Raw genomic sequence first — 22,942 nt, 5'->3', positions numbered from 1 at the left:
CCTTCTGACCGCGGGTCTCAGCGGTTGGATTAGCTCGCCAGGGCCTGACAAAAGGCGCAATTAGAGTGGGAGAAACGCCTCTGGTTGGTGCTAAAGCCCTGTTAAATCACGTCCCGTAACCGGTGGTACAACATACCCAGAGCCAGTATAGGCGACCGGAACTTCGGCCCGCCGGGAAAGGTGATGTGTTTTACTTTTTCAAAGAGGTCGAGGCGTTTGCTTTCCTGGTGGATGCTTTCGGCAATCAGCCGGCCTGCGAGATGCGTTACGTTCACGCCGTGGCCTGAATAGGCTTGGGCGTAGTATACGTTGGGCTGCAGCCGGCCAATCTGCGGGAAGCGGTTGGCGCCGATGCCGATCATGCCGCCCCACTGGTAATCGATGCGCAAGTCGTTCAGGTAGGGGAAGACTTTATCCATATGGGGTTTCAGGGCGGCTGCTATCGAGGCCGGGTCTCTGCCGGAATAGTTGCACAGGCCGCCGAACAGCAGGCGGCGGTCGGCGCTCAGGCGGTAGTAGTCGAGTGCCACGTTCAGGTCGCACACGGCCATGTCTTGCGGGAGTACTCGTTTGGCTTGCTCTTCGGTAAGAGGTTCGGTGGCCATTACGTAGCTTCCGGCGGGCAGCACTTTACCGGCCAGGGTGTCATTCAGGCCTGCCACATAGGCGTTCCCGCAGAGCACCAGCCGGTCGGCCGTTACTTCACCACTGGCGGTTTTAACGCGCACGCGCTCGCCGTGTTCAATGTCGGTGACCAGGCTGTTTTCGAATATCTGCACGCCGAGCTCAGCGGCGGCAGCCGCCTCGCCTGTGATCAGGTTAAGCGGGTGCAGGTGCCCCGCGCCGTAGTCGATGAGCCCGCCAATGTAGCGGTCGGAGCCGACCACTTCGTGCATGCGCTCTTTGCCGATGCGTTCGACCTTGTGGGCGTAGCCGGTGGCTTTTAGCTCTTCGAAGTCGGCATCCAGGTCTTTAAGGTGGCTCGGGCGCAGCGCCAGGTCGCAATAGCCCCACTTCAGGTCACATTGAATGTTAAAGCGCGCTACGCGCTCACGGATGATATCGACCGACTCGTAGCCCATTTGGGTCACGGCATCGATGCCCTCTTGCCCAAGCGCCTTGCGAAATGGCTCCAGGCCGTGGCCGACACCACGAATCAGTTGCCCGCCGTTACGGCCACTGGCGCCCCAGCCGATGCGGCGGCCCTCCAGCAACACCACCTTATAGCCCCGGTCGGCCAGTTCCAGGGCCGTGTTCACGCCGCTGAAGCCACCACCCACCACGCACACATCCGCCTCAACCCGCTCGGTCAGGCTTGGGTAGTGTCGCTGTGTGCCCGGGTTCGCCGTGGCGATGTAATAGGACGCGGGGTGATCATCGGTGTGGGTTTGTGGGTTCAGGTAGGTGCTGCGGGGGGCATTCATAGTTTGGTTGGCCGTCAATTATAATCGTCGAATGTTCGGTATTTTTGACACATTCTGACTGATTTTACAACTCCCGGTTGGGGGGTGAAGTTCACTTTGTTGGCAGGAGTCCGTGCCAGGTGTCGGGTATGCCTCTCCGGGGAAGTCCGCAACAAGGATGTTGCGGTCTAGGCCCCACGGAAGGGTTCACGCCGACCCCAGAGAGGCATACCCGACACCTGGCACTCAGTTCGCCGTCAAATCTGCAATTTGAGCTATGCCTCTTTAACTAAATAGACATACCGCTCAGTTGCCAGTATTTGCTACACTCTGTAAAAAATAATGAATGCCCGGCGTGATGTACCCTGTCATGCTGACATCGACCGAATCATGCTCGTTACCGGAGGAAGCAACCCTTGGATGTGGGTGAACGACTCAAGCTTATTCGCAAGCAAAAAGGCCTGTCGCAACGTGAACTGGCCAAACGTGCCGGTGTGACCAACAGCACCATCTCGATGATCGAGAAGAACAGTGTCAGCCCCAGTGTCGGTTCGCTTAAGAAGGTACTGCAGGGTATTCCGATGTCGCTGGTCGAGTTCTTCGCAGAAGACGCTGAAACGGATTCCAGCCAACCGGTGGTGTACAGCCCGGATGAGTTCATGGACCTGTCAGTCAACGATGTCAGCATGAAACTGGTCGGCAAGGCCTATGGCCGCCGCGCCCTGGCCTTTATGATCGAGACCTATGAGCCTGGTGCCGATACCGGAGCAGACCTCTATGTGCACGAGGGCGAAGAAGCCGGCCTGGTCGTCAGCGGCCGCTTTGAACTGACCGTGGGCACTGAGGTGTATGAGCTGAAAACCGGCGATGCCTATTACTTTGACTCGACCCGGCCGCACCGTTTCAGAAACCCCTTTGATGAGCCCTGCCAGATCGTATCAGCCACCACGCCTGCCAATTTCTGAGCCTCAACCCGACCTCACCTTCATCCGTATTGGTCTATTATTGACCCCGTAGCGAATAACGTTCTCTACCCGGATGGAGGTACCTGCGATGAACTGCGTCCGCCCCGCCCACTGGACCTGGCTATTGGCTGGTATCTTGTGGCTGACCACTGGCGTTAATGCCGACCAGAATGATGAACGACTCGACCCCTTGTTTGACGAACTTCAAACGTCACCCGGGGTTAACGTGTCTTCGGTAATCGAACAGCAAATTTGGGTTCTCTGGAGCCGTGGCCCGACGGAAGAAGCCTCACGCCAGCTACGACGAGGTGTGCGAGCCATGCAACAAGGAGAGCTGGAGACTGCGTTGAGCCTGCTCGATACGCTGATCGAAGACGAGCCCGAGTTCGCTGAAGCCTGGAACAAACGCGCCACCCTGCACTTCATACGCGGAGACATTAACCAGTCACTGGCCGATATTGAACAGACGCTAACGCTTGAACCGCGGCATTTTGGGGCTCTGGCCGGTCTGGGATCTATATTTGCACGCCTGCGGCAGCCGGAAGCGGCGATCCGGGCCTATGAGCAGGTGCTCAACATCTACCCGCAATCGACCAACAGCCAGCGCAACCTGGAGCGTTTGCAGGAAGAGGTGGAAGGGCGAATTTTGTAGAGGCCTGCATGCCCCGGGCATCGAACCGTGAGCGGCTTGGCCGTAAGGCGCCAACAGCGAAAATAGCGACCCACTGTGGCCCGGCACTGTTCATTCAGGTGGACACTTGCGTCAACCTGGGCCAATGGCCGCTGGCTCGTCCATGGTACTGTCATGAAGAACAGCTATGCTTATGGTTCATGTTAACCGAATGAGGGGGCTAACATCATGATGACACCCTTACCGGATATGACGACCCTGTTTGATCAATTGGGGCTGGACAGCAGCCAGGATGCGATTGAAGCGTTTTTCAGGCACAACCATCTGGACCAGGGAGACGATGTCTCCGAGGCTGATTTCCTGAGTTTCGAGCAACGCCTCACACTCGCTCGCATGCGCGATGACGACGCGGAATGGGCCGAATTGGTCGATACCATGGAATCACTGCTGCACAAGAACAATTGATCATGACACTGACTTCCCGGCAGGAGCCTGCTATGCCCGATGTGCAACATCAGCCTGACCATAAGCGCTTTGTGATCGAACTGGATGGCGAGACGTCGTCTCTGACGTATCACCATCCGCAAGGGTCAGCACTGGTCGATTTTGACCATACCTTTGTCCCGCCTGCCCTGCGCCATCACGGCCTGGCCAGGCAGTTGGTTGACGCTGGCCTGAGCTGGGCAAGAGACCAGAATTACGAGATACGCGCCTCGTGCAGCTATGTCGATGCCGTGATCCGGCGCGGCGGATAGATCGCCCGGTCTACGCCGGCTCCAGCAGCATCAACCCGGCCCCGGTATTGGAGACCGGTATGTGGTAGTTCTGGTGCAGCAACTTGACGTCGCCTTCCAGGGCACCGCGCATCGCCAACCACATGGCCAGTTCTACGCCCTGAGCACCGGCTATTTCCGTCAGGTCGGCGTTGGTATAGCCCAGCAGAGCACCGGGGTCGCTCACCAGTTTTTCCATGCAAAACAGATCAAACTCTTTATTGATGAAACCGGCGCGGGCGCCATCGAGCTGGTGTGACAACCCGCCAGTGCCCAGGACCACCACTTTCTCATCCCCCGACCAGGACTGAATGGCCCGGCCAATAGACTGCCCGAGCTTATAGGAGCGCGAAGGCTTGGGCATAGGGTGGCGTTCGCAGTTGATCGCCACCGGTATGACTTTGATCTTGCGGTATTGCTCGTTGGGCCACAGCAGGGTCATCGGCACGGTTAAACCGTGATCCACCCGCAGCTCCTGGCACACGGTGACGTCGAATTCATCGTCGATCAGTGTGTTGACAATATGCCACGACAACTCGGTCTCGCCGGTGATCGGGGCGATGGGCTGAATGCCCCAGCCTTCATCGGCGTTGGTGTACTCCGGTGCAGTGCCAATGGCATAAGTCGGTTTTTTATCGAGAAAAAACGACAAGCCATGGTCGTTGTAAAACACCACCGCAATGTCCGGTTGCTGCTCATCCAACCAGGTACGCACTGGCGGGTAGGCATCGAAAAAGTCTTTCCAGTAAGGCGTTTGTTCCAGCCCCTGGTCCATAGCCTTGCCGATCGCAGGAATGTGCGACGTGCCAACGGCACCAATGAGTTTCGCCATGCTTATTCTCCTGCCCGAACCAGTTTCTGTTTGAATTCCTCGGTACTCATGCCGGTTTGCAACCCCCCGACATCCTGCACCGACAACCCCAGCAAACCGGCAAACTTGGCCAGGTAATAAATGCTGCCCCCCAGCTCCAGCAGGCGCAGGATGTCCCGCTCCCGAATGGCATCTTTCTGCTCGCGGGTCAGACCAAAGCGGTCACAATAGTCGGCCTCGTTGGCTTTAAAGGCTTCACGGGCGCTAGCCTCATTGAAGGAGTAGCACATCTTGTTCAGGTTATAGCCCTGCGTGGCTTTGGGCCCGTCGAAGGTGACGGTATCCAGCGGATTCCTGGCGGCATTCATGGTGGGTCCTCTAGTAGCCGGTATCTGACCGCCAAAGGTAGCCGTTGCCGGGCTCAGTAGACTGATCTGGATCAATTATTGGCGGGAGAGAGGTTCAGACAGTACGTTCGTATTTTTGCAACGACTGTGGGAATTACTTCGAAATGTTCCATTTCCAGAGATCACGTTTCGGAGTTCTCTTTTATTTTATTGCCATGAGTCCGTGTCAGGCACCGGGTGTGTCTGTCCGGGGTCGTGCGGGATGCCGCCCACTCAACCCATCCATGGGGCCTAGACCGCAACATCCCTGTTGCGGACTACCCCGGACAGACACACCCGGCACCTGACACTCAGTCGGTACGAACACCACAACGTAAACCTATAGTCTATTTAACAGCAACATAAACAGTCGCCGTCGCTTCATTGTTCTGGAATGGGTTGTAGAACCGGATGATGTGGGATTCAACCTGGCTGAACACAGTTTCCAGCACGGCGATAAAATCCGGTGCCGGCGGTTCGTTGGACCAGAGCGCAAACACACCCTGTTCGCGTAACTGGCGGGCCATGGCGGCCAGGGTATCGGGCTGGTAGAACGAGACATTGGCCGCATTGAGCAAGGCGCTTGGGGAATGGTCGATGTCGAGCAAAATGGCATCGAAAACACGGCCCGGTTGTTCCGGGTCAAAGCCGGTTGGTTCGCCTTTGGCGAGGTCGAAAAAACTGCCTTGTACATAGCGATTGCGTGCATCGGCATTCAGAACCGCGCCCAGCGGTACGTCTTCATTTTTATGCCATTCGATGACCGGTTCCAGTAATTCCACCACCAGCATCTCGCGTACTTTTGTGTGTTTTAAGGCGGCCACGGCGGTATAGCCCAGGCCCAGACCACCAACCACAACATCGGCTGGCCGGTCATCCAGCGCGGCGAGCCCAAGATCCGACAATGCTTCTTCGGCTTTTACAAACAAGCTGGACATCAAAAACTCGTCGCCGAGTTTCACTTCATAGATGTCATCGTCGGTCAGGCCGGGAATACGCCGGCGACGCAGGGTGATCTGGCCAATGGGCGTGGGGCGGGTATCGATCTGTTCGAACATTGGGCGCATGCGCAGATGCCTCGTGTTTACCGAGGCACCATGCTAACAGAAGCGGCGCCCTGTGGGTGCGTCTGCGCTTAAAGATCCAGCACCAGCAAGGGCGTTTTGGACCGTGAACAACACACCGTCATCTGATCATTGGCGGCATGTTCGTCGTCATCCAGGTAACGGTCGCGATGCTCGGGTGTGCCTTCCAGCACCTTGGTCAGGCAGGTGCCGCAAATGCCCTGCTCGCACGAGGTCAGCAAGTCGATGTCGTTATCGATCAACACATTGGCGATGGTTTCATCAGCCGGGATGTCGAACTCCTCGCCGGTGCTGGCGAGCCGGACTTTGAAGCTGCCATCAGCCGAGGTATCGATGTCTTCAGCGACGAAGTACTCGGTATGCAAGTGATCAACAGGCCAGCCGGCTTCTTTGAAGGTGTTCAGAGCTGCGTTGGTAAACCGTTCCGGCCCGCACACATAAAGATGGGTATCCGGCTCAACGTTTTTAGCCAGGGCGGCCATATCGAGACGGCCGGTATCCGGTTCATCGCTTAAATAGAAATGGCACCGGTCACCAAAAGAGCCGTCTTCAATGTCATCGGCAAACGCCATGCTGGCACGCGAACGAGCCGCATAGTGGAAGTCGAATGCCTTGCCATCACGGTCCAGTTGCTGCGCCATCGAATAGATCGGCGTGATGCCGATACCGCCAGCCAGCAACAGCGATTTTTTGGCCGCCGGGCGCAATTCAAAATGGTTGCGCGGCGCACTGATTTGCACAAGATCGCCTTCACTGAGCGTATCGTGAACGGCTGTCGAACCGCCTCGTGACTGTGGCTCGCGCAGTACACCCAATTGATACCGGGTGTTGTCCCAGGGGGCATTGCTCAGCGAATACTGACGAATGGTGTCCGGCGCGACCTGAATATCAATGTGGCTGCCTGCGGTAAACGCTGGCAGTTCACGGCCATGCGGATCGACCAGTTCAAGCCGCACAATGCCATCGGCTTCGGCGACTTTTTTGTTGATCTTGACGATCATCGACAGGGTGGTTTTTTTACTCATACCAACTCCGGAAAACAGTGAGCCCGGTTGAAGTAACCAGGCCCTGTTCGATTTAGTTCAACTGTGGAGGATTGCATAATGCGAGCTTCGGATGCCGGCGATGTCGCTGCGGCCTAGTCCACAACATGGATGTTGTGGCCTAGGCCCCATGGACGGGTTGAGTGGGCGGCATCCCGCACGACCCCGCAGCGGCATCACCGGTAGCCGTCGCGGACGATAGCCACCTGGCAACCTCTACACTTGAAAAATTAAGACGCCGACACTTCCTGCTTCAGGATTTTATCAATCATGCGACGTGCCAGGACACCGCCACCGTCGATGTTCAGTTTCAACAACTGACGGTCGGGGTTATCGATCAGGTTCCGTTGCTGGGCTTCCAGCATCTCTAAATCTTCCGAAAAAATCTGGCCCTGGCCTTCGCGAATGGTCTTGGTCAGCTCTTCATCGCTTGGCTTGAAGTTACGCGCCATGCCCCAGTAATACCAGATCGAGGTTTCCGATTCGGGCGTAATAAAATCGACCACGACACTCGATGCTTTCTGGTCGGCCGGGGCATCGAAACCGCCCTGGCCAGCAACAGCAACACCGACGTTAATCATAATGTGGCTCGGTGGCGTGAACCGGCTGATCTGCCAGCGGTCGACATCGGCCGTTGGTTCCAGATCGTTGAACTTCAACGCATTCTGCCAGAACGGCGGCGCTTTGATGGCTTCCATGGTGCGCTTGGTGACCACGGTATCGCCGTCTTTGAACGAATCTGGCGCTTCGTCTTCAATTTCAGGCTGACCGATGCTGCTGGCGTGTACATAGGTCTCATGCGTCAGGTCCATCAGGTTATCGACCATCAGCTTGTAGTTGCAGTTGATGTGGTACACACCGCCGCCGTATGCCCAACCCGGGTCATCGAAGAAATCGAACTTGGGTATCAGATCGGTATCGGCTTTTTCAGCCTCGCCCGGCCACACCCAGATGAACCCATAACGCTCTTCAACCGGGTAAGCGGTGATGCCCGGGAAGGCGTTAACACGCTGGCCAGGCATCGACTTACAGTTACCGTCGCAGTTCATCACCATGCCATGGTAGCCACAAACCAGGTCGCCTTCATCATTCACATAACCCAATGACAGCGGAGCGCCACGGTGTGGGCAGAAGTCGGCCAGGGCGACGATTTTTTCATTCTGGGTGCGGTAAAACACCATGCGCTGGCCACAGATCTGGCGGCCCTGTGGTTTATCGGTCACTTCATCGGATGAATAGGCTACGTACCAGGTATTGGTCGGCCAGGAGGCTTTCACGGTCATGGCGGATCTCCAATGCAACGGGTGGTGGTTGTGAACGGTCGACTCGGTTTTTATTTTCCGTCGACGTCATTTATGGATCCGAAAATAGGTCGAAAACCCTTCTTTGTCAACTAATATATCAGTTTTGGATCCACTTTGAAGCGTCATTGGATCCAGAAGCGCCCTGAGAGGCTTGCGAAATGCCCCCTTTGGGCTGAGAATGCCCACCACGCCTTATTCACTGGATCCCATCGTCATCATGACCCAGATCAGCCATACCGCCATCACCACATTGCGCAAACACATTCGCGACGGTCGCTACCAACCCGGTGAAAAACTTCGCGAAGTGCAGGTCGCCGAATTGCTGGGTGTCTCGCGGACACCGGTTCGGCTAGCCTTTCGCACGCTTGAGCAGGAAGGGTTACTGGAGCGCACAGGCAAACAAGGGTATGTGGTGCGGGAAGTGTCGGCCGACGATGTACTGTGCGGCGTCGAGATTCGCGGCGTACTGGAAGGTTTGGCGGCCCGGAGACTGGCCGAGAAAGGCTTGTCCGAAGCGCTCAAGGCCCAACTGGAACAATGCGTTCAGGAAGGTGACGCGCTGATCAACCGGCCGCAATTGAGCCAGGAAGACATTGAACGCTGGGGCGATATCAATGCCCGCTTTCATGCCCTGATCGTAAACAATGCGGGCAGTCGGGCGATCAGCGATGCGATCACCCGCAACAATCACCTTCCCTTTGCCTCATCGGATTCGATCACCATCGACACCGACCATTTGGCCCAGGAACAACGCAAACTCCAGGTGGCTCAGTTACAACACCAACTGGTGGTGCAGGCTCTGATCATGGGCGAAAGCACCCGCGCCGAGATGCTGATGCGCGAACACGCCTACATTGGCTTGCGCTACGGCCCCTTGTTTGGCGTGCCGGAAGGGCTTTCACTTTAAAGATGTGAGTAGCGATCTACCTGGGCCCCATCACCCGTAAAAGGGCAGTCCTCTGCGCAACCTGGGAGGATACTGGTCGGCGAATACCGCCACTGCCTGTGGTTCGACTCACCGGTTGGTTTTACTTCCGGTCGCCCAGGAGACTGGCCTCCTACAAAAAACCCAAAAAAGCCTGACTCGCCTTCGACAGGTAGTGGTTCTTCTTCCAGCCCCAGGCCAGTTCCAGAGGAATGGGCGGATCGAAGGGCCGCGTGCAGAGCAGCGGTTCGTTCTCGACAATCATCGACAAACAGGTTGCCAGACCCATCTCGTTTTTCACCAGATTCATCAGCAAATCCACCAGATTGGTCTCAAACTGCACATTCAGGCTGAGCCCCTGAGTCCGTGCGCGTTGCTCCACAGCGTCACGCAAGTAATAACCACTGCGGAACATCACCGTTGGCTGTTTGCAAAACGCCTCAATACTGATCGACGCCTGCTCGGCCAGATGATGATGCTTCGGCATGCAGGCAACGACCTGTTCCGATAACTGCGAGGCATACCGAATCTGGTCGTGCGGTTTTTCCGAGCGAATCAGCGCCAGATCCAGTTCGCCATTGATCACCATTTGCTCCAGCGTATCGGTACCGGCTTCATAAAGGCGAATACGAATGCCGGGATAGGCTTTCTTAAAAGCAAGTAGATAGCCGGGTAAATAGTAGGTCGACAGCATGGCCGAAGCCCCGAGCTTTACCTCACCCTGCTCCAGCCCCTGAAGTTCAGTCAGCTCACGGGTGGCATCGGTCAGCCCTTCCAGAATGCGACGGGTGTGAGTGAGCAGCACCTCACCATCCGACGTCAGCGCCATGCGCCGGTCGGCCCGGTTAATCAGCTTAAGGCCGGTTTCTTCCTCCAGCTTTTTGATGGCAATACTCAACGCCGGCTGCGCAATACCCAGGCGCCGGGCCGACCGGGAAAAACTGCCGGTAATGGCGATGTCATTGAAGTACCGCAACCGACTGATGCTGTCTAACCGCATGCAATTCCCCCAAGCTCACAGCTATATTTTAAATATATGGAAAATATAAAAACAATATAATACGGATATTCGAAAACTTCAGCTATCTTTAACCCCACTTAATTAACCAGATATCGGAGCAGGCAACCTGCCGAGTGCCAGGCGTCAGGTGTACCTTTCCGGGGAAGTCCGCAGCAAGGATGCTGCGGTCTAGGCTCCATGGACGGATTTACGCCGACCCCGGAAAGGTGCACCTGGCGTCTGGCACGGGTTCCAACCACCGAACAAAACAAGAGGCACCATCATGGCTACTGCACATTTTGACTGGAAAGACCCCTTCAAGCTGACCGATCAGTTGAACGACGACGAGCGCATGATTGTCGATACCGCCCAGGCCTACTGCCAGGACAAACTGGCCAGCCGAGTGCAAATGGCCAACCGCAATGAAAACTTCGACCCGGCCATCATGCTGGAACTGGGCGAACTGGGCATGCTCGGGGTAACGTTGCCGGAAGAGTACGGCTGTGTGAACGCCAGCCACGTGGCTTATGGTCTGATAGCCCGCGAAGTCGAGCGCATCGACAGCGGCTACCGCTCTGCGATGAGTGTGCAGTCTTCGCTGGTAATGCACCCGATTTACGCTTACGGCAGTGAAGAACAGCGCAAGAAATACCTGCCCAAGCTCGCCACCGGCGAACTGATCGGCTGCTTTGGACTGACCGAGCCGGATGCCGGTTCCGACCCCGGCAGCATGCAGAGCAAAGCCGTAAAGACCAACAACGGTTACATCCTGAATGGCGCCAAAATGTGGATCACCAACTCACCCATCGCCGATGTATTCGTGGTCTGGGCCAAACTCGATGGTGAGATTCGCGGCTTTGTGCTCGAGCGAGACATGAAAGGCCTGAGCGCGCCAAAAATCGAAGGCAAATTCAGCCTGCGTGCCTCCATCACCGGCGAAATCGTGATGGAAGACGTCTACGTGCCTGAAGCGAACATCCTGCCGAACGTCAAAGGCCTCAAAGGGCCGTTCGGTTGTCTGAACAAAGCCCGGTACGGCATCGCCTGGGGTGCCATGGGTGCCGCCGAAGCCTGCTGGCTGGCTGCACACAGCTACGTGATGGAACGCATACAGTTTAACCGCCCATTGGCGGCCAACCAGTTGATCCAAAAGAAACTGGCCGACATGCAAACTGAAATCAGCCTTGGTCTGCAAGGCTGCCTGCGTATGGGTCAGTTGATGGACAACGACGCCTGCCCGGTCGAACTGATTTCACTGATGAAACGCAACAACGCCGGCAAAGCGCTGGATATCGCCCGAGTTGCGCGCGACATGCATGGTGGCAACGGCATCAGCGATGAATATGGGGTGATTCGCCATGTCATGAACCTGGAAGCGGTCAACACCTACGAAGGCACGCACGACATTCACGCCCTGATTCTCGGCCGTGCCCAAACCGGCATTCAGGCGTTTGGCTAATGACGGACGCAGCGGTTCAAGGCGCCCTCAGTGGCATTCGGGTCATTGACCTCAGCCGCATTCTGGCCGGCCCCTGGGCGACCCAGATGCTGGCCGACTTCGGTGCCGAGGTAATCAAGGTAGAACGGCCCGGCCAGGGTGATGACACCCGGGGCTGGGGCCCACCGTTTCTGGGAGAGGGAGCACACCGCGTCGCGGCCTACTTCCACAGCGCCAACCGGGGCAAGCAGTCCATCGCCATCGACTTTACTCAGCCTGAAGGCCAGCAATTGCTGCGCGATCTTATTCGCGATGCCGACGTTCTGGTCGAAAACTACAAAGTCGACGGTTTAAAAAAGTACGGGCTCGATTACGACAGCTTGAAATCCATCAACCCCCGTCTGGTGTACTGTTCAATCACCGGGTTTGGTCAGACCGGGCCCTACCGGCAACGCGCCGGCTACGACTTCATGATTCAGGGCATGAGTGGCCTGATGAGTGTGACCGGTGAACCCGATGGCTCGCCGATGAAAGCTGGTGTGGCCCTGTCGGACATTCTGACCGGCCTCTACGCGGCCAATGCCATTCAGGCCGCCCTGCACTTTCGGGCCAGCACGGGTCTGGGTCAGCACATTGACCTATCGTTACTGGATGTTCAGGTAGCGGCCATGGCCAACCAGGCCATGAACTACCTTGCCACCGGGCACTCGCCCGGCCGGTTGGGCAATGCTCACCCGAACATCGTGCCCTACCAGGCCTTCGCAACGGCGGACGACTACCTGATTCTGGCGGTCGGGAACGATGGTCAGTTTCAGCGTTTTTGCGACGTAGCAGGCTGCCCGGACCTGGCCCTGGATGAGCGCTTTGCCACCAACCAGGCGCGGGTTGCGCACCGTGAAGACCTGCTGCCCATCATCATCGACCGGATGAAAACCCAGTCGAGAGACTGGTGGCTGACGCAACTGGAGGCGGTTTCCGTGCCTTGCGGCCCCATCAATACCCTGGAACAGGTATTTGCCGACCCCCAGGTACAGAGCCGCGAGCTGCAACGAGAGCTCGACCAGCCCGAATTGGGCAAGGTTCCATCGGTGGCCAACCCGATTCGGTTCAGTGAATCGGTGGTTCAGTATGACAAAGCCGCGCCCTCACTGGGTGCAGACACCGACCGGGTGCTGACTGGCCTGCTGAAGTGCGATGCCGAACAACTCAAACAATGGCGTCAGCAAGGCATTGTGGGGTAAACCGAGGCCATTTTCTCAACGCCTGACACGTTGACAGGAATGGCCGATCAACTAATCTTCTCAACTCATACCGCAGTAGAGAGTGGCCAGGATGGCGCGAATTCTGGTGGTGCTTTGGATAGTGACCAGCGTGGCCTGCGTTCGCGCAGAGCTGAGTGTGGTTTACCCTGCCAGCGAATCAGCACTGGATCGCCGTTTTGACGATCTGACTCTCATACTGCGCACCGCTTTGGAAAAAACCCGGCCCGATTTCGGTGACTTCGAGATGCGCTCAGCCTCAGCACCGATGACGTCGATGCGTTATTCGCAGGAACTGATGGCAGGTCGCACGCCCAACGTGATCTGGACGTCAACCTCGGTTGAACGGGAAACTCTTCTGAGACCCATCCGAATTCCCCTGCGCAAAGGTCTGTTATCGTATCGCGTAGCGCTGACCAGAGCGGAAAGCCAGCCAGAGATTGATAAGGTGAAAACCGTTGAAGACCTGGCAACGCTTACCCTGGCGCAAGGCATTGGCTGGGGTGACATTCTGGTGTTTGAGGCCAATGGCCTTACCGTATCGACCAGTGAATACGAAAGCTTGTTCCGTATGATCGATGCTGGCCGGGTAGACCTGTTTCCGCGCGGAATTGGCGAAGTGTTCGAAGAATGGACCGTTCGACGGGAGGTGCTGCCCAACCTGACGATCGAGCCCAACCTCTTGCTGTTTTACCCCTGGCCGTATTACTTCTTTGTTCAAAAAGACAACGTTGCCCTGGCTGAACGCCTGGAAACCGGACTGTTGCGGATGGTCGAGGATGGCAGTTTCGACGCCATTTTCTGGCATTACCACGGGGAAGCCATCGAACGAGCCCGGTTACCGGAGCGCAGGGTGATCGAGTTGACGAACCCCTTGCTCCCACCGGAAACACCGCTCGACGACGCCCGGCTCTGGTATCAACCCTCCTGACGATGGGTCGAAGTCTCGACGGTCAGTGCTCAATAAACAATCGCATCGACAGATCGATCGCGGTGACGTCTTTGGTCAGCGTACCCATCGAAATGTAATCGACACCTGTTTGGGCAATACCGACCAGGGTGTCTGCGTTGACATTGCCTGAGGCTTCCAGCAGCGCCCTTCCATTGGTTGTCGCAACCGCAGCCCGGGTATCTTCCAGGCTGAAATTGTCGAGCATGATAATGTCTGCCCCGGCGGCCAGCGCCTGGCCAAGCTCATCGGGGGTTTCCGTTTCCACTTCCACCCGTTTTCCCGGCGCCAGCGCGCGGGCAGCTTTGATGGCTGCTTCAATGCCACCACAGGCCATGATGTGGTTTTCCTTGATCAGAAACGCATCGTACAGCCCCATGCGATGGCTTTGCCCGCCGCCGCAGGTAACCGCGTATTTTTGCGCCAGGCGCAAACCAGGCAATGTCTTGCGGGTATCGAGCAGGTTCACACCGGTGCCTTCGAGCATCGCCACAAAGTGTGCAGCCCGGGTGGCGGTTGCCGACAGCAATTGCAGGAAATTCAGAGCCGCCCGCTCCCCCGTTAACAATGATCGCGCTTTGCCAGTCAGCTCAACGAGCGTATCGCCGGGCGATACCCGGTCGCCATCCCGCACCCGCCAGGTCAGCGCTACACCTGCGTCCAACTGTTGAAAAACCTCATTCACCCAGTCGACACCGCAAATGACGGCCGACTCCCGGGTGATCACCCGGGCGTGTGCCTCGCTGTGTTCGGCGATCAGGGCCGCATTAATGTCACCATCAGCGACATCTTCGGTAAGCGCAGCCGATACATTGGCCACGATGGCCCGGCGCAAATCAATCGGGTCGATCGGGTACATAACACCTCGACAATCAGTGATGCGTAAAGCAGAAAAGTGATAACCGGGCGGGATTATAGAGGGTAGCGGGGCAGGATGTCATGTGCGGTAAAACGCCGAAAACGCACGGCCCACAAGGGGCGCGTGCAAAACTTTTCAACGATAAAGCGGTCGTGCAGACAATTCAGTAATCAGGCGCTGTGCGTCCGCGAAGGGGCGCTGAACCAGGAGACAACCGTTTCTTTGGCAGAAGCCAGACCGTTGAGGATCAGGCTACGCAGGTACTGGTTGCGCAGTTTCATGGCTTCAGCTTCGTAGAAGGCGACATCCAGGTTGCCCCATGAATCGGTTACGGCTTTGAATTCGGTCTCATTTGAGTGTGCCATGTTTGCCTCCAGACAATGTCATGTGCTTAATCGGTTAGGCGCTGCGGCCTTCAATGACACTCATAATAGGGATGCTAACGTTCGGTAACAAACGATGGGTTTTCATGGCATAGGTGAACTGAATTCATGCATTCCGGACTGAGTGGCCCATTGTAGTGGCACTGTGACAACTCCGAGGCAGCCATGGCTTGCGCCCGCCGGATGCGTTGAACTCGTCACCGCACCCGAAGGGCGTAACCCGGGGTCTGTTCACCGCTTTATGCACCCTGCTTCACAGATAAACCCAGGGTGCTATACCCTCTCGCTCAGGTCAGTATACTCAGCCGCCAATCACCGACCGGACCGTCTGTTGCATGCGTACCCTCTTCTTTCGCCATCCGTTTCTGTTTCGCTGGGTCATGAACCTCTGGCCACCCTTCTTGTTTACTGGCGTAAAAATCATGACCATCAGCCCCGACTTTCGCTATGCGCGGGTGGATCTGAAATGGCGTCCCTGGACCCGTAACATCAACAACACCCAATTCGGTGGCAGCCTGTTTGCGATGACCGACCCCATCTATGCGTTGATGCTGTTCGGTTGCCTGGGCTGGGACCGCTACCTGATCTGGGACAAAAGAGCAGACATTGATTACATCGCTCCCGGCAATGGACGATTGACGGCCGAGTTTCACATCGAAGACGACCAGCTTCACGCCATCAAGGCCGCAACGGCCAGCGGCGACAAGCACTTCCCGGTATTCACCGTTAACCTGCGCGACCAGAAGGGCGAACTGGTGTGCCACGTAACCCGTACTTTGTACGTACGACTGAGACCCCGTCATCGGCCCGCAGCGTAACCTCGCCAGCCATTACCGGTCCAACTGACCCAGATCAGCCCGACGTCGATGACGAAGCTGCTACACTGGAGGCTCGCTTCTTTTAGCCAGTTTTGCCATGAACACACTGTCTCTGCCTGAAATACCCTCGGCCTATTCCTTGTTTCTGGTGGGTATTCTGATGATATTCACACTGCTGGTCCGTGGCGTTTTTATTCGGCGCTTTATTCCGGTGCTGATCATCTACATCGGCGTCGGCGCCTTTATAGGCTGGCTGAATGGGGTCATACCACTACTCGACCCGGGCAGCCGGCACAGCCTGAGCTTATTGGCCGAAGCCGGCCTGGTTTTGCTGGTGTTCAAGGTTGGCCTGGAAAGTGACCTGAGCGGCCTGTTGAAACAATTGCCCAATGCTTCCTGGATCTGGCTATGGAACGTCTTGTTCAGTGGCGCCCTGGGGTTTGCCGCTGCTTATTACCTGGCCGACTTTTCACTGCTGACCAGTATTTTTGTGGGGGTCGCGCTTACCGCAACCAGCCTCGGGGTCACGGTCACCATCTGGCAGGACGCCAAACAGCTGACGACCGATCGTGGCAATCTCTTTGTCGATGTCGCCGAACTCGATGACATCAGCAGCATTGTGCTTATGGCGATACTGGTTGCCCTTGCCCCGTTGCTGGCCAATGGCCAGGGCATCGCCGCGCTGGATGTAGGTGTCACGCTGGCCAAGGTGCTGGCAACGCTGACGGCCTTTATCACGGCATGCTGGGTGTTTTCAGTTTACATTGAAAAACGACTCACGCAGTTTGTAGAGCGCTATGAAACCCGCCATGAACCCATGGTGCTGATGCTGTCGATCGGGTTCATCATCGCGGCACTGGCTGAGCTCAGCGGTTTGTCGCTGGCCGTTGGTGCCTTTCTTGCCGGGCTCGCGTTCAGTCGGGATACCGCCGCCGCCAAAGAAAGGGTCGTGTTTAACGGCTTGTACGTGGTGTTTACCCCCTTCTTTTTTATCGGCCTCGGGCTGCACATCAATCTGTCCGCTTTTTCGACCGCGTTGTGGCCCGGGCTGGTGCTGTTAGTAGCCGCCATCGCCGGTAAAATTCTGGGCACCGCCCTGCCCGCCTATCGGCGTCTCGGTTTCTATGGTGCACTGCTGATCGGCGTCAGCATGATCCCCAGAGCCGAAATCGCCATGGTCATCATGCAGAAGGCCCTGGAGGCTGGCGCAGACCCAGGGGCCTTTACCGCCATGATGGTGGTGACGGTGGGCACGGTACTGCTCACCAGCCTCAGCCTGCCCTGGCTGATGCGCCACGAGAAATAACCGATGTCCAGCCAGGCACAACCCTAACAGCGGCCATTGATCGACCCTCCTCATAGAATACTTCTATTCATGCATAGCCTGAAATTTGATCGTTTGTGACCAGACGGTCAAGTTCTTATCATGCGCAGCCATTGAAGAGGGCACCCACTTACAGGTCTTCCCTCCCACCGATTCAGGCCATGAGCCGAGGAGCATGAGATGACCGAGCATACTGCAAACACCGCTATTGTTACCGACCGTTTTGGCAACGTTGATGTCGCCTACTACGAGCGCGAAGCGATGAGATTGCGCAATGAATACCTGCACACTCAGGTGCGTGAATTGTTCTCCTCGCTGCGTCGGGCAGTGAGCAATCTGCTGGGTTCAAGTGCGACCCCGCGTAACGCCTGACAAACTGTTTTTATGACGGCGGGGTGACCTGACAGACACCCCGCTGGCGCAAGATCTCCTCTTTGTCGTTGTTGTGTTGTACTTTTTGCACGGGCCGAGCAATCGTCCCGTGCTTTTTTTTGCCCGCCCGTTCGCCCGTTCAACCCGCGAAGGAGCCGGAAAGAACGTTTGGTTGCGCCAACTGCCTTGTGGGGGATGTTCAAAGCTGGCTACACTGACGCCATCGTTCGCCCACCAAGGACTCTGCCCATGGCAAGCACCATTGAACTGACCGCCAGCGACCAACACCGTTTCGCCCTCTACGTTGCCGAGCCAAAACAAGCGCCCAGAGGCGCCATTGTGGTCTTGCAGGAAATCTTTGGCGTCAACAAACACATCCGGTCAGTTTGCGACCGGCTGGCTGACGCCGGTTTCGTGGCAGCGGCTCCTGCCCTGTTTGACCGGCTACAACCCGGGTTTGAAACGGGTTATGAACCGGAAGATGTCCGCCGCGGTCGTGAGATGAAAGACCGGTTCAGTCTGGACAATGCACAAGTCGACATCGCTGCCGTCGTTGATCACCTGAAACCGAATGGTTCGGTCAGTATCATCGGGTTTTGTCTGGGCGGGTCACTCGCCTACCAGGCAGCCACTCAAAGACCGGATCTGGCCTGCGCCGTGTGTTACTACGGAGGAAGCATTCCGGACCTGGCCGATGCACCGCCGCTGTGCCCCACCATTCTGCATTTCGGTGAACAGGACAGCGGCATCCCGATGGAAAAAGTCGACATCGTACGCAGCAAACAACCCAAACTGCCGGTTTACACCTACCCGGCAGGTCATGGTTTTAATTGCGACCTGCGCGGCTCTTACGAGCCTGATTCCGCCAAGCAAGCCTGGGCGAGAACCATGGCACTGATCGCCGAGGTCTCAGTTTAATCGGCTATGCCTGACCTTCCAGCCAGGCATAGCCGAAAGCGGGTAACCTGACAGACTCTGTCACCGGCGCTTTGGAGCCGAGATCAGTCATCGGGCGGTCAATAGCGACCTCGACCGCCGACGCTGACAGGTTATGCAAGATCACCAGCCGCACAGCACCTGACGTTCGCTCCAGGCTGTAAACGGCCGGATTCGGGTCAGCCAGAAAGTGAGCGCTGTGATAAAAGCAAGCTGAGTAACGGCGACGCCATTCGATCAGTTGCTGAATGCCCTGAAACAATCGATGCTCTATCGAACCCGGCTGGTTCAGGGCAGCATCTACCTTACTCCAGTTCATGTCCCCCCGGTTCATAAAGCGAGCGTCTTTGAAGCCGGTGCGCGCGCTGTTTTCCCGGTAAAAAGCCACGTCGTTGGTCATGCCCACTTCATCACCGTAATACAGAATCGGAGAGCCTTCGGTGGCAAACAACAGAGCGTTAAGCAACAGGGCTTTGTCCGGGTTTTCCTTCACCAGATAGAACAATCGCCCTGCCAAACCCTCGCCCTCACGAAAGGTGCACTCGGGATCGTGCAGGTAATAGCGGTTCATTTTCTCGCGAACGTCCGGTGACACAAATTCCAGCGTCAGTTCGTCGTGGCACCGCAGAAACGACATCCAGCAGGATTTTTCCGGAATGGCCGGTGTCACCGATGGCGACAGAGCGTCTTCGATGTAGCGCCGATTGCTTTCGGCCAGTGCCATGTAAAACTGCGGCATTAGCGGAAAATGATAAGCCGCCTGGCATTCATCGTCGTTGCCGAAATAACCGACAACGTCTTTGGGCGCCATGTTGGCCTCCGCGATCAGCAGCGTGCCCGGCTCGCAATAATCGAGCGCGGCGCGAATCAGTTTTAGCAGCGTATGCGTGGTGGGCAGATCTTCACAGCTGGTGCCCTCTTCTTTCCAGATGAAGGGTATGGCATCCATGCGCAAGCCATCGACACCCTGGATTTTCCAGTATAAAAAATTCTCCATCATCGCAACCAGCACGTGCGGGTTCCGATAATTCAGATCGGGCTGGAACGAATAAAAGCGGTGAAAATAGTAGTCGTCGGTCGCGTCGTTATAAGACCAGTTGGAATTGACCATGCCCTTGAAGATCAATCGTGCGCCCTGGTAACGGTCGCGATCCGGGTTCCAGATGTAATAGTCACGGTAAGGTGAATCCCGGCTTGCGCTGGCGGACTGAAACCAGGGGTGCTGATCGGAACTGTGGTTGACCGCCATATCAAACAGAATGCGAATGCCCCGACGGTGTGCCTCTTGAATAAACGCATTAAACGCCGTGTTCCCACCGAGCTCCTCGCGAATGGTTTTGAAATCACGAATGTCAAAGCCCTGATCGCGCATCGGTGAATCCAGAATCGGCAGCAACCAGAGCGTATTGACGCCCAGGGTGGCCAGATAATCCAGTCGTTGCGTCAGGCCATCAAAGTCGCCGGCGAAAGCGTCTACATACAATGAGTAAACGATGGCATTGCGATACCAGTCCGGGTCGGGGTTGGCCGGTTGCTGGGCGAGCAACTGGCGGGTGCGATCCAACTGCTCGGTTAACTGAGCGAATGCACCGGGATGCTCCGTTCCGTAAACACGTTGCCAGAGTGTTTCTACTGTGGAATCCATGATGACGGCACTCTCAATCGTTTTTGGTTATGCCAGACTAGCGCTCATCGGCAGGCTCAGCCAGTTGTATGCCCGGTCCCACCTGATAAAGTACGACGACTGCCGTCTCCCACATCACTGTCAGGCCCTTTGCCGCTATGTCCCGAACACGCCTACCCGCTGAACTGATTGTCATTGTTGCCGGGGTGTCCGCAGCCTTGCATCTGGGGAAATTGCCCCCGTCCATTGACGCACTGGAAGCAGCGCTGGGCATTACCCTGCTGCAAGCGGGTTTCATGTTGTCGCTGGTGCAGTTGGCGGGCATGACGGTGGGTTTGCTGGTCGGCATGGCCGCCGATACTGTGGGTCTGCGGCGCAGTATGATAACCGGTTTGGGTATTCTGGCGCTGGCCAGTCTGATCGGGGCCGAGGCCACTACCGTGCCGGCCTTGTTGAGTCTGCGCGCCATCGAAGGGATCGGGTTTCTGCTGGTGGTGTTGCCTGCCCCCGGTCTGATTCGTCGACAGGTTCGGGTCGACAAGCTCAGCCAGCGTCTTGGGCTCTGGGGCTGCTACATGGGGTTTGGCACCAGCCTGGCGCTGCTGACCGCGCCCTGGGTCATCGATGTCACTGGCTGGCAAGGCTGGTGGCGGTTGCTGGCGCTGGTATCGATGCTGATGCTGGCCTGGGTGTTGTTTGGCGTGCCGGCTGATTCGCGCCGGTCGACAGTTACCAGCGCGACACAGCGTGCGCCCTGGTGGCAACGGCCGGCGATCACGCTGTCCAGCCCGGGCCCCTGGCTCATTGCCATTATTTTCGCCCTCTATTCCAGCCAATGGCTGTCGGTCATCGGTTTTTTACCGTCCATTTATCGCCAGGCTGGTTTCAGTGCGTTGCTGATCGGACCACTGACCGCGCTAGTGGCCCTGATCAATGTGTTGGGCAACCTTGCCTCGGGGTATTTATTGCATCGCGGCATCAGTCCCTCGCGTCTGCTGTATACAGGCTTTGGTTTCATGTCGGCTGGCACCTTTCTGGCGTATTCAAGCCTGACTGAAGGCGCGCCTTTGGTGAGGTATCTCGCTGTGCTGTTGTTCTCCATGGTAGGCGGTGTGATTCCCGGTGTGTTGTTTTCGCTGGCGGTGCGACTGGCGCCCAGTGAAGACACCGTGTCGACCACAGTCGGCTGGATGCAACAGTGGTCATCCATCGGCCAGTTCGCGGGGCCACCGCTGGTAGCCCTGGTGGCCAGCCGCAGTGGCGGCTGGGACCATACCTGGGTGGTGACTGGTGGGTTATCACTGGTGGCGGTACTGGTCATCCGTCGCTTGCCCCGGCCAGCGTTGTGAATGACGCGGCGATTGCACTAAGCTTGACGGGCATTCCGAATACGGGACCATTATATGTCTGAAAAAATCGAGGTAGGTAACGCACTGCGTGCTTTCCAGACCGTCATCGACAACGGCAGCAAAACCGACAAGGGCTATGAGCTGGATGGCCTGGTCGCCGACACCGGGTTCGATGGCTATACCGTCACGCTCGGCGATGGTGCCGTCACCCTGACCCTGATGTTTCATCAAACCTTTTCGGTCGACAGTCCAAACTCCCGCGCTACTGAAAACTTCATCAAGCGGCTTGATGTTCTGCTGGATAAATACCAGTAGACGCGGGTGACTCAACGCAATTTCACTATAACGGATTTTCTGAACCCGCCAGCATAGAGGGCCTGCCGGGAACTACCGCCTGCTGATACTTCTGGCGAAACTCACGCGGAGTAACCCCCTTATAACGCCTGAACAGCCGGTTAAAGTTGGACAGGTTGGAGAAGCCGCTGACCTCGGCCACCAGGCTGACCGGAAGCCCGGTCCGGATCAGATCGGCACAGGCGTGGCCGAGGCGAATTTGGGTCAGGTACTGATGCAGGCTCTGGTTCATCTGTCGGCGAAATACCCGGTTCAGGGTACTGACACTCATGTGATGCTCACGGGCCAGCTCGGGCACCCGCAACGGTTCGCGAAAATCGCGATGCAGGCTGTCGAGGATGGGGTTCAGTTCGCGCTGGGCCGGCTCCGCCAGTGCTTCGCTGTGAAACCGTTCCGACGCCAGTGTGCGCGGAGTCTCTTCCTGCAACGTCGTTAATATTTCCAGTAACATCGTCAGGCGGCGGGCAGCACTGGCAGTGGGTAATTGCCGGAACAGCGGTTCAAGTTGCCCCGCGAGCGCAGGTGACCAGACCAGCCCCCGCCGTGACCGGTCCAGCCAACTTGCCAGCGAGGCAAACTCGGGGAATTGCTGACTTAGCCCATCCACCCAGGCCTGGCGAAACCAGAGCACGTAAACCCGGTGAGGCACTTGCCGGTCATTGGGTTGGCTGGCCCAGCTGTGTGGCAGATTGGGGCCAAGCAATACCAGGTCACCGCTTTGGTAGGGCTCAATATGGTCTCCGATGTATCGTTCGCCCTGGCTGTTTACCGTCAACGTCAGCTCGTATTCCGGGTGGTAGTGCCATTCAAACGGCAGCTCGTCGAGCTCGCGCAGGAAGAATCGCCAGGAAGCGTCATCCGGGTGCTGAATACGTTCGAACTGAGCCTTCACTGACGGCACCTCTTTGTTAACGCTATCAATTCGGAATCACCCTCAACATTGAGCAAATA

General features: G+C 56.9%; 25 protein-coding genes. 14 read left to right on the top strand and 11 right to left on the bottom strand.

Features of this window, described 5'->3' with window-relative positions; all coding sequences use genetic code 11:
• Positions 1-101: 101 nt before the first annotated feature.
• On the bottom strand, positions 102-1,424 hold the full coding sequence (locus G565_RS0112650) for an NAD(P)/FAD-dependent oxidoreductase (RefSeq protein WP_051207863.1): 1,323 nt from the start codon (positions 1,422-1,424) through the stop codon (positions 102-104).
• A 395-nt stretch (positions 1,425-1,819) separates the two neighbouring features.
• Between G565_RS0112650 and G565_RS0112645 the strand changes: the two genes are divergently transcribed.
• The 4 genes from G565_RS0112645 to G565_RS0112630 all read left to right on the top strand — a co-directional run bounded on the left by G565_RS0112645 (position 1,820) and on the right by G565_RS0112630 (position 3,754).
• Positions 1,820-2,368: a cupin domain-containing protein gene (locus G565_RS0112645; protein WP_028671252.1), complete on the top strand. Its 549-nt coding sequence runs from the start codon at positions 1,820-1,822 to the stop codon at positions 2,366-2,368.
• An 88-nt stretch (positions 2,369-2,456) separates the two neighbouring features.
• On the top strand, positions 2,457-3,020 hold the full coding sequence (locus G565_RS0112640) for a tetratricopeptide repeat protein (RefSeq protein ID WP_169579650.1): 564 nt from the start codon (positions 2,457-2,459) through the stop codon (positions 3,018-3,020).
• A gap of 207 nt (positions 3,021-3,227) precedes the next feature.
• A complete protein-coding gene (locus tag G565_RS0112635; protein ID WP_028671250.1) occupies positions 3,228-3,464 on the top strand; it encodes a DUF2789 family protein in 237 nt (78 codons plus the stop codon).
• 2 nt (positions 3,465-3,466) lie between these two features.
• Complete coding sequence (locus tag G565_RS0112630) at positions 3,467-3,754, top strand: GNAT family N-acetyltransferase (RefSeq protein ID WP_211227175.1); 288 nt, start codon at positions 3,467-3,469, stop codon at positions 3,752-3,754.
• Positions 3,755-3,764: 10 nt separating this feature from the next.
• On the opposite strand, the gene G565_RS0112625 is transcribed toward G565_RS0112630, so the two are convergent.
• The 5 genes from G565_RS0112625 to G565_RS0112605 all read right to left on the bottom strand — a co-directional run bounded on the left by G565_RS0112625 (position 3,765) and on the right by G565_RS0112605 (position 8,380).
• Positions 3,765-4,604 (bottom strand): class III extradiol dioxygenase family protein, encoded by an 840-nt coding sequence (locus G565_RS0112625; protein WP_028671248.1) that lies wholly within the window; start codon positions 4,602-4,604, stop codon positions 3,765-3,767.
• A gap of 2 nt (positions 4,605-4,606) precedes the next feature.
• Entirely contained in the window at positions 4,607-4,951 is a 345-nt protein-coding gene (locus tag G565_RS0112620; protein ID WP_028671247.1) for a protocatechuate 4,5-dioxygenase subunit alpha, read from the bottom strand.
• A gap of 365 nt (positions 4,952-5,316) precedes the next feature.
• The gene (locus tag G565_RS0112615) at positions 5,317-6,036 is read right to left on the bottom strand and encodes a polyamine aminopropyltransferase (protein WP_028671246.1); all 720 of its coding nucleotides are present in this window, start codon (positions 6,034-6,036) and stop codon (positions 5,317-5,319) included.
• Positions 6,037-6,104: 68 nt separating this feature from the next.
• Complete coding sequence (locus tag G565_RS0112610; protein ID WP_028671245.1) at positions 6,105-7,079, bottom strand: PDR/VanB family oxidoreductase; 975 nt, start codon at positions 7,077-7,079, stop codon at positions 6,105-6,107.
• Positions 7,080-7,327: 248 nt separating this feature from the next.
• The gene (locus G565_RS0112605) at positions 7,328-8,380 is read right to left on the bottom strand and encodes an aromatic ring-hydroxylating dioxygenase subunit alpha (RefSeq protein WP_028671244.1); all 1,053 of its coding nucleotides are present in this window, start codon (positions 8,378-8,380) and stop codon (positions 7,328-7,330) included.
• 199 nt (positions 8,381-8,579) lie between these two features.
• On the opposite strand from G565_RS0112605, the gene G565_RS0112600 reads away from it, so the two are divergent.
• Positions 8,580-9,308, top strand: coding sequence for a GntR family transcriptional regulator (locus G565_RS0112600; RefSeq protein ID WP_245584178.1), 729 nt, complete (start codon positions 8,580-8,582; stop codon positions 9,306-9,308).
• Positions 9,309-9,459: 151 nt separating this feature from the next.
• On the opposite strand, the gene G565_RS0112595 is transcribed toward G565_RS0112600, so the two are convergent.
• Positions 9,460-10,326, bottom strand: coding sequence for a LysR family transcriptional regulator (locus tag G565_RS0112595; protein ID WP_028671242.1), 867 nt, complete (start codon positions 10,324-10,326; stop codon positions 9,460-9,462).
• A 283-nt stretch (positions 10,327-10,609) separates the two neighbouring features.
• Here G565_RS0112595 and G565_RS0112590 point away from each other — a divergent pair, with 283 nt between their 5' ends.
• The 3 genes from G565_RS0112590 to G565_RS0112580 all read left to right on the top strand — a co-directional run bounded on the left by G565_RS0112590 (position 10,610) and on the right by G565_RS0112580 (position 13,954).
• Positions 10,610-11,785: an acyl-CoA dehydrogenase gene (locus tag G565_RS0112590; RefSeq protein ID WP_028671241.1), complete on the top strand. Its 1,176-nt coding sequence runs from the start codon at positions 10,610-10,612 to the stop codon at positions 11,783-11,785.
• Positions 11,785-13,005 (top strand): CaiB/BaiF CoA transferase family protein, encoded by a 1,221-nt coding sequence (locus G565_RS0112585; protein ID WP_028671240.1) that lies wholly within the window; start codon positions 11,785-11,787, stop codon positions 13,003-13,005. The genes G565_RS0112590 and G565_RS0112585 overlap by 1 nt, the downstream gene beginning before the upstream one ends.
• A 91-nt stretch (positions 13,006-13,096) precedes the next feature.
• A complete protein-coding gene (locus tag G565_RS0112580) occupies positions 13,097-13,954 on the top strand; it encodes a substrate-binding periplasmic protein (protein WP_028671239.1) in 858 nt (285 codons plus the stop codon).
• Positions 13,955-13,976: 22 nt separating this feature from the next.
• On the opposite strand, the gene nadC is transcribed toward G565_RS0112580, so the two are convergent.
• Complete coding sequence (nadC, locus tag G565_RS0112575) at positions 13,977-14,831, bottom strand: carboxylating nicotinate-nucleotide diphosphorylase (RefSeq protein WP_028671238.1); 855 nt, start codon at positions 14,829-14,831, stop codon at positions 13,977-13,979.
• A gap of 170 nt (positions 14,832-15,001) precedes the next feature.
• Positions 15,002-15,196: an RSP_7527 family protein gene (locus tag G565_RS0112570; RefSeq protein ID WP_028671237.1), complete on the bottom strand. Its 195-nt coding sequence runs from the start codon at positions 15,194-15,196 to the stop codon at positions 15,002-15,004.
• Between the two features lie 353 nt (positions 15,197-15,549).
• Between G565_RS0112570 and G565_RS0112565 the strand changes: the two genes are divergently transcribed.
• The 4 genes from G565_RS0112565 (at position 15,550) to G565_RS0112550 (ending at position 18,646) form a co-directional block, all read left to right on the top strand.
• Positions 15,550-16,032, top strand: coding sequence for a DUF4442 domain-containing protein (locus G565_RS0112565; protein WP_028671236.1), 483 nt, complete (start codon positions 15,550-15,552; stop codon positions 16,030-16,032).
• Between the two features lie 97 nt (positions 16,033-16,129).
• Entirely contained in the window at positions 16,130-17,338 is a 1,209-nt protein-coding gene (locus tag G565_RS0112560; RefSeq protein WP_051207859.1) for a cation:proton antiporter, read from the top strand.
• 198 nt (positions 17,339-17,536) lie between these two features.
• The gene (locus G565_RS0112555) at positions 17,537-17,728 is read left to right on the top strand and encodes an RSP_7527 family protein (RefSeq protein WP_028671234.1); all 192 of its coding nucleotides are present in this window, start codon (positions 17,537-17,539) and stop codon (positions 17,726-17,728) included.
• 249 nt (positions 17,729-17,977) lie between these two features.
• Complete coding sequence (locus G565_RS0112550; protein WP_028671233.1) at positions 17,978-18,646, top strand: dienelactone hydrolase family protein; 669 nt, start codon at positions 17,978-17,980, stop codon at positions 18,644-18,646.
• A 4-nt stretch (positions 18,647-18,650) separates the two neighbouring features.
• Here G565_RS0112550 and G565_RS24045 read toward each other — a convergent pair whose 3' ends face one another.
• On the bottom strand, positions 18,651-20,309 hold the full coding sequence (locus tag G565_RS24045) for an alpha-amylase family glycosyl hydrolase (protein ID WP_051207857.1): 1,659 nt from the start codon (positions 20,307-20,309) through the stop codon (positions 18,651-18,653).
• A 137-nt stretch (positions 20,310-20,446) separates the two neighbouring features.
• On the opposite strand from G565_RS24045, the gene G565_RS0112540 reads away from it, so the two are divergent.
• Both G565_RS0112540 and G565_RS0112535 read left to right on the top strand, forming a co-directional pair.
• Positions 20,447-21,637 (top strand): MFS transporter, encoded by a 1,191-nt coding sequence (locus tag G565_RS0112540; RefSeq protein WP_028671232.1) that lies wholly within the window; start codon positions 20,447-20,449, stop codon positions 21,635-21,637.
• Positions 21,638-21,691: 54 nt separating this feature from the next.
• Positions 21,692-21,952 carry a DUF3081 family protein gene (locus G565_RS0112535; protein ID WP_028671231.1) on the top strand — a complete coding sequence of 87 codons (261 nt, stop codon included), beginning with the start codon at positions 21,692-21,694 and terminating at the stop codon, positions 21,950-21,952.
• 25 nt (positions 21,953-21,977) lie between these two features.
• Here G565_RS0112535 and G565_RS24040 read toward each other — a convergent pair whose 3' ends face one another.
• Positions 21,978-22,883, bottom strand: a complete 906-nt coding sequence (locus G565_RS24040) for an AraC family transcriptional regulator (RefSeq protein WP_051207855.1) — start codon at positions 22,881-22,883, stop codon at positions 21,978-21,980.
• Positions 22,884-22,942 lie beyond the last annotated feature (59 nt).

The sequence above is a fragment of the Saccharospirillum impatiens DSM 12546 genome, from assembly GCF_000423605.1.
Taxonomy (GTDB): Bacteria; Pseudomonadota; Gammaproteobacteria; order Pseudomonadales; family Natronospirillaceae; genus Saccharospirillum; species Saccharospirillum impatiens.
Note: the sequence above shows the minus strand (reverse complement) of the source record. Positions and strands in the feature narration are given on the sequence as shown.

Coding starts and splice junctions, on each gene's coding strand:
- G565_RS0112650 (WP_051207863.1), bottom strand. CDS start 1,424: ATGAATGCCCCCCGCAGCACCTACCTGAACCCACAAACCCACACCGAT.
- G565_RS0112640 (WP_169579650.1), top strand. CDS start 2,457: ATGAACTGCGTCCGCCCCGCCCACTGGACCTGGCTATTGGCTGGTATC.
- G565_RS0112635 (WP_028671250.1), top strand. CDS start 3,228: ATGATGACACCCTTACCGGATATGACGACCCTGTTTGATCAATTGGGG.
- G565_RS0112630 (WP_211227175.1), top strand. CDS start 3,467: ATGACACTGACTTCCCGGCAGGAGCCTGCTATGCCCGATGTGCAACAT.
- G565_RS0112625 (WP_028671248.1), bottom strand. CDS start 4,604: ATGGCGAAACTCATTGGTGCCGTTGGCACGTCGCACATTCCTGCGATC.
- G565_RS0112620 (WP_028671247.1), bottom strand. CDS start 4,951: ATGAATGCCGCCAGGAATCCGCTGGATACCGTCACCTTCGACGGGCCC.
- G565_RS0112615 (WP_028671246.1), bottom strand. CDS start 6,036: ATGCGCCCAATGTTCGAACAGATCGATACCCGCCCCACGCCCATTGGC.
- G565_RS0112610 (WP_028671245.1), bottom strand. CDS start 7,079: ATGAGTAAAAAAACCACCCTGTCGATGATCGTCAAGATCAACAAAAAA.
- G565_RS0112605 (WP_028671244.1), bottom strand. CDS start 8,380: ATGACCGTGAAAGCCTCCTGGCCGACCAATACCTGGTACGTAGCCTAT.
- G565_RS0112600 (WP_245584178.1), top strand. CDS start 8,580: ATGCCCACCACGCCTTATTCACTGGATCCCATCGTCATCATGACCCAG.
- G565_RS0112595 (WP_028671242.1), bottom strand. CDS start 10,326: ATGCGGTTAGACAGCATCAGTCGGTTGCGGTACTTCAATGACATCGCC.
- G565_RS0112590 (WP_028671241.1), top strand. CDS start 10,610: ATGGCTACTGCACATTTTGACTGGAAAGACCCCTTCAAGCTGACCGAT.
- G565_RS0112585 (WP_028671240.1), top strand. CDS start 11,785: ATGACGGACGCAGCGGTTCAAGGCGCCCTCAGTGGCATTCGGGTCATT.
- G565_RS0112580 (WP_028671239.1), top strand. CDS start 13,097: ATGGCGCGAATTCTGGTGGTGCTTTGGATAGTGACCAGCGTGGCCTGC.
- nadC (WP_028671238.1), bottom strand. CDS start 14,831: ATGTACCCGATCGACCCGATTGATTTGCGCCGGGCCATCGTGGCCAAT.
- G565_RS0112570 (WP_028671237.1), bottom strand. CDS start 15,196: ATGGCACACTCAAATGAGACCGAATTCAAAGCCGTAACCGATTCATGG.
- G565_RS0112565 (WP_028671236.1), top strand. CDS start 15,550: ATGCGTACCCTCTTCTTTCGCCATCCGTTTCTGTTTCGCTGGGTCATG.
- G565_RS0112560 (WP_051207859.1), top strand. CDS start 16,130: ATGAACACACTGTCTCTGCCTGAAATACCCTCGGCCTATTCCTTGTTT.
- G565_RS0112555 (WP_028671234.1), top strand. CDS start 17,537: ATGACCGAGCATACTGCAAACACCGCTATTGTTACCGACCGTTTTGGC.
- G565_RS0112550 (WP_028671233.1), top strand. CDS start 17,978: ATGGCAAGCACCATTGAACTGACCGCCAGCGACCAACACCGTTTCGCC.
- G565_RS24045 (WP_051207857.1), bottom strand. CDS start 20,309: ATGGATTCCACAGTAGAAACACTCTGGCAACGTGTTTACGGAACGGAG.
- G565_RS0112540 (WP_028671232.1), top strand. CDS start 20,447: ATGTCCCGAACACGCCTACCCGCTGAACTGATTGTCATTGTTGCCGGG.
- G565_RS0112535 (WP_028671231.1), top strand. CDS start 21,692: ATGTCTGAAAAAATCGAGGTAGGTAACGCACTGCGTGCTTTCCAGACC.